Source organism: Phaeobacter sp. B1627, from assembly GCF_006265095.1.
Lineage (GTDB): Bacteria > Pseudomonadota > Alphaproteobacteria > Rhodobacterales > Rhodobacteraceae > Epibacterium.
Map to the genome: position 1 here is coordinate 1 of NZ_VCNK01000050.1, position 4424 is coordinate 4424.

General features: G+C 59.3%; 1 protein-coding gene, 1 tRNA gene and 4 pseudogenes. 3 read left to right on the forward strand and 3 right to left on the reverse strand.

The features are described 5' to 3' along the window. Positions 1-180 precede the first annotated feature (180 nt). A tRNA-Arg gene (locus FGE21_RS18850) sits at positions 181-254 on the forward strand. Between the two features lie 152 nt (positions 255-406). Here FGE21_RS18850 and FGE21_RS18855 read toward each other — a convergent pair. From FGE21_RS18855 to FGE21_RS18865, 3 genes and pseudogenes are all read right to left on the reverse strand, one after another. Beyond that, on the reverse strand, positions 407-2359 hold the full coding sequence (locus FGE21_RS18855; RefSeq protein WP_139664958.1) for a TniQ family protein: 1953 nt from the start codon (positions 2357-2359) through the stop codon (positions 407-409). A gap of 311 nt (positions 2360-2670) precedes the next feature. Continuing rightward, positions 2671-3078 (reverse strand): annotated as a pseudogene (locus FGE21_RS18860) (transposase); the annotation flags it as partial. A 41-nt stretch (positions 3079-3119) separates the two neighbouring features. Continuing rightward, positions 3120-3533: pseudogene (locus tag FGE21_RS18865) on the reverse strand (ATP-binding protein); the annotation flags it as partial. On the opposite strand from FGE21_RS18865, the pseudogene FGE21_RS18870 reads away from it, so the two are divergent. After that, positions 3529-4121: pseudogene (locus FGE21_RS18870) on the forward strand (transposase); the annotation flags it as partial. The pseudogenes FGE21_RS18865 and FGE21_RS18870 overlap by 5 nt on opposite strands. 55 nt (positions 4122-4176) lie before the next feature. Next, positions 4177-4359 (forward strand): annotated as a pseudogene (locus tag FGE21_RS18875) (IS3 family transposase); the annotation flags it as partial. Positions 4360-4424 lie beyond the last annotated feature (65 nt).

The window sequence follows — 4424 nt, forward strand, 5'->3', positions numbered from 1 at the left end:
GGAGATTCAATGCAACAGTCCCGATGTGCCGATCCTCTCCCGCCTGAGCCAATTGCTCGAAGTGTTGCAAGGCGTCTGGCCACCAAGGACGTAGTTCCACAGTGAATTTCCTCGTCATAACTTAGCTATGCCCGATTGTGCCTTCGTCGCCAATCGTTTAAATGTGCTGTGCGCACCGCAGGCTCCTTAGCTCAGCTGGATAGAGCATCCGCCTTCTAAGCGGACGGCCGAGGGTTCGAGTCCTTCAGGGGCCGCGCGGTGCGCCAATTTGCCAATAAGGCATAAGCTTGCACGTTTCGGCGGTTTTCATGCACACCCCGTGTCAAGAGACTTGGGGTTCCGTGTCGAAGGTTTCTTCTAAAGCACTGGGATGGAACGGTATTTCAGCACAACCCGTGGCTAGCGGTCACTTTCCTTCCTGAGATTTCAGGAGTGCCACAACCGGCTCAACAGCGTTTCGAAGATAGACCGGTCCGACATCCAAGCCGTTTGGGCGGAACGGCTGGAGCCCCTCGCACTGAAAAACGGCCCGAATTGTGTTCAAATGCGCACCGGTTTCAGCCGACAACATCGATGGTGTCGTATAGCTGGTCTCAAACGCAGCGATGTCGTCGCGGTTCATGCGCCATTCCCGACGCCTGGTCGTAGGATTCAAAACCAACATCGCAGGCGTGTGACCACCTTCGATCAGAGCCAGGAATTGACCTTTCCCGCGAATACCCGCCGACCGGGCGAAGGCCGCTGCGGTCATCTCTCCCTGGTTGGTCGATGGCTTGCGCTTCGGCGCAACCTTCGCCTTGAACGCAGCAACCTCAGTGCTTTCCACCACAAGCCCGTGGTAGCCGAACACGTCCGAACGCTTCCCGAGGCGCAGAGAACCAGCCCTGATAGCCGCAATGATCCCGCCAACAGGAAGGTCCAGCCGCTTGTGAGCGAGTTGGATTGTCTCCCACCCTGGCTCCTCTGAGGCAACCGGCTGCGCATAGGCCTCCAACTCCTCAAGAAGAGCTTGGCCATCCGCGATCCGCCAAGGCGATTTTATCGTTGCAACTTTGGTCCTCGGGACGAGAACACCGTCTGCCTTCAACCCGTTCAATTCGGCCAGGGTCGCGCCGATGGCTCGTCGTAGCGCAATTGGGCCGACCAATGTCGGGACTTCATCAAGGACGTGCTGCCAGGCCTTCGCATCAAAGGTCTTGCGGGCGTCAGCACGCGCGTCACTGGGCGCGAACGCGCCTGCTTCTGTCAGGAAATCATTCAGAACAGCCGGGCCGATGCCGGTTTCCTTGGATGCTGATGTAAGGGAGTGTAGGCGCCGCTCTGTCACGGCCTGACCGAGAAGGTCATCACCTGACGCCAACGGCCAGATTTCCAGAAAATAGTCACGCAGGATCCCGCGAAAGCCCGCGAAGGCATCGTCATCAAGATAGATGCCCTTGAGATGTTTGAAGAGCGGACCCAATTCGCCCTGAGTCACGATGTGGCCGCCGTCCTGTGACCGCATGAGGATGTCCAGAGCCGCTCGGACCCCATCAGGGCCTTGCGAGACATAGGCAAAGCCCGTGGCCTTGGCGCGCCGATCGTCCGGGGCCTCGCCCTGTTTGCGCAGCAAGGCTGCACCGATAAACTCAAAGAGCGTGATCGCCGGAAACATCGGCTGTGAGGCCAGCCATGTCTTGTCCGCAGCGATACCCTGCGAGAGACGCTTATCAAGCCAAAGGTCATAGTCGGTAGGATCAATGCGCGCGCAGTCGAATGATCCTGCTCGCAGGTCTGGCAGGATTTCCGCCAATCTCGCTCCAACGTCATCCCGTTCGATGGGGCGCGCGCTGGACCATAAGGGAACCAGCGGATGGTGGTGACGGTGGCAAATATCAACACCTCTGCAAAGCCAGTCGCCCCGCAAGGCAATGTGCCGCAACGGATAGGGCTGATCAGCTGCCTGCTCACGCATGCAGTGTGGACAGCCCCGAATGATCGGATTTCGCAGGGCCCGCGAGACGAAGACTTCCTTTCGAAACCGCATCCGGACGCCTCCGATGCGTTCACCTGTCCAGGAGAGCAGCTCGGTGAGCTGTATGGCAGACAGCCCTGCGCGTTTTGCAAAAATCGCGACGGCCTCTTCGTCCTGCTCCAGGATACGACGAAAGGTGGTACCGAGATCGAGGGCGAAGTTGACAGCGTCGGTTCCATTCAGGATTGCCATGCGCGAGAACAGCGACGGGAGCGTCTCGCGATCAACGGGCTCCACTGTAAGGGCGAGTTTCCTCAGCAAGTACACCTCCTGGGTGCTAAAACGCCCCAACTGTTGCGATACGCGGCTCCATAGCCGTTTCGGGATCGGAAGCGAAGTCGCCATTCGCTGCAAGCGCAGATGGAAACATGTGCCATGCGGGACCTGATAGGTATGCTACCGACGTGAACGGCCCAAATGTATGTGTCGGCTGCTGTTCGCAATCGAGAATTTGGCACGATTTCGGAAATCGCTCATATGTATCCGGCCTGTTGATCGGCTCCCGGGCCGTGGCCTTGATGGGGTTACGCATGCGCCGTGGTCTCATTACCGGCAAGGTCCATTATGACCATTTGGGCCGTCAGACTCTGGGGGCGTATCTTCTCCGTTCCATGCTGTCCTCTCTATCGCGAACTCCTTGGTGCCCGTGGAAGGCGTCAGATCGCTTCCATGGCCGCGTCTTTTGGCGCGTCGAACCGGGTGCCGTGCCGCAGAAGGCTCCAGGCGATTCGAGCGAGTTTGTTGGCAAGCGCAATGGCCGCTTTGTTTCGCGGCATACGGGCGATCGCCTCGGTCAGCCACGGGCCGAAACTGAAGTCGGACCATCGGTGTGGGCGCATCATGATTACTTTCGCCGCCTGCACGAACAGCATCCTCAGATAGCGGCTGCCACGCTTGGTGATCCGGCCGAGGATCGTTCGGCCACCGGTACTGAATTGTCGGGGCACCAGGCCAACCCATGCCGCGAAATCACGTCCTCGATCGAAGGCCTCACCTTTGCCGATGGCCGCGACCATCGCCGTCGATATCATCGGCCCGATGCCGGGTATTGTCATATAGCGCGACAATCAAGATAAGATTCTATGTTGCGACATCGGTGACGGTATCACCTTGATTGCCGCTGGCAAGGTTTTCGTCGGCGGGTGATTGTCGCGTATGATGCTGGGCGTCCGCGCCTGCGTTTGGCTTCAAGCGCCGAACGCCGTCGATAGCTCTCCACGTCCATTTCGAAGATGCTCGCGTGGTGGACGAGCCGGTCCACAGCCGCGAGCGTCATCGCGGGATCGGGGAAGACCTTGTTCCATTCTCCGAAGGGCTGATTGGCCGTGATCGTGATCGAGCGCCGCTCGTATCGGCCCGAGATGAGCTCGAACAGAACGCTTGTTTCTGCCTGGTCCTTGGTGACGTAGGCGAGGTCATCAAGGATGAGCAGGTCGTACTTGTCGAGCTTGGAGATGGCCGCCTCGAGCTGAAGCTCCCGGCGTGCGACCTGAAGCTTTTGGACGAGGTCGGTTGCCCGCAAGCACGGTGGCCCCAAAACGGCGGGTCTGGCGCAAGATCTATCTCGGGATTGATGAGGAAACACTGGAGATCCGCGCCGTAGAGATCACCGGGAGCCATATCGGTGACGCACCGGTGCTGCCCGACCTGCTCGGCCAGATCCCGGCGAGCGAGCAGATCGGGAGCGTCACCGCAGACGGAGCCTACGACCCGGGGCTTCGCCCATTCAGGGCTGAATTGGTCCACTGGATCAATTCCGGGACGCCCTTCACCCCGCAAATGCCACGATGCCATCGCTGACCGTGGCGCCCACGCTGTCATTCCGCTCCGCAAGAACGCCAAATCGTGGAAGGCTATCACCGCTGGCGCGGTCGCACGAAACGAAGCACTGCGGACAGCGAAATACCTCGGCCGTGCGAGCTGGCCACGATGGAGCGGATATCACCGCCGAAGCCGTGTCGAAACGAATATGCATTGCGTGAAACTGCTGGGCCAGCGGCTCATGGCTCGGGACTTCGACCGTCAGGTCGCCGAGCTCCAGGTCCGCATCGCCGTCCTGAACGGCTACACCGCGCTCAGCATCCCTGGCACAGAAGCCGTGGGATAAGTCTGTACGGGGAAAGGGGAACCCCGGCCATCAGGCGATTTGCGCAACAGAGCCCTATGACACCCGTGATCAGCTGCGGACGCACCTCGCAGACTTCATGGCAGCTTACAACTTCGCGCGCAGGCTCAAGACCCTCAACGGGCTCACACCCTACGAATACATCTGCAAGATCTGGACTTCAGAACCAGACAGTTTCATCTTGAACCCGATCCACCAAATGCCGGGACTGAACACCTAGAATGCTCGTCACGTGCTTTTTGCCGCGTCGATCACCAATCCCACGGAAAAGGTTTACGGGCAAGG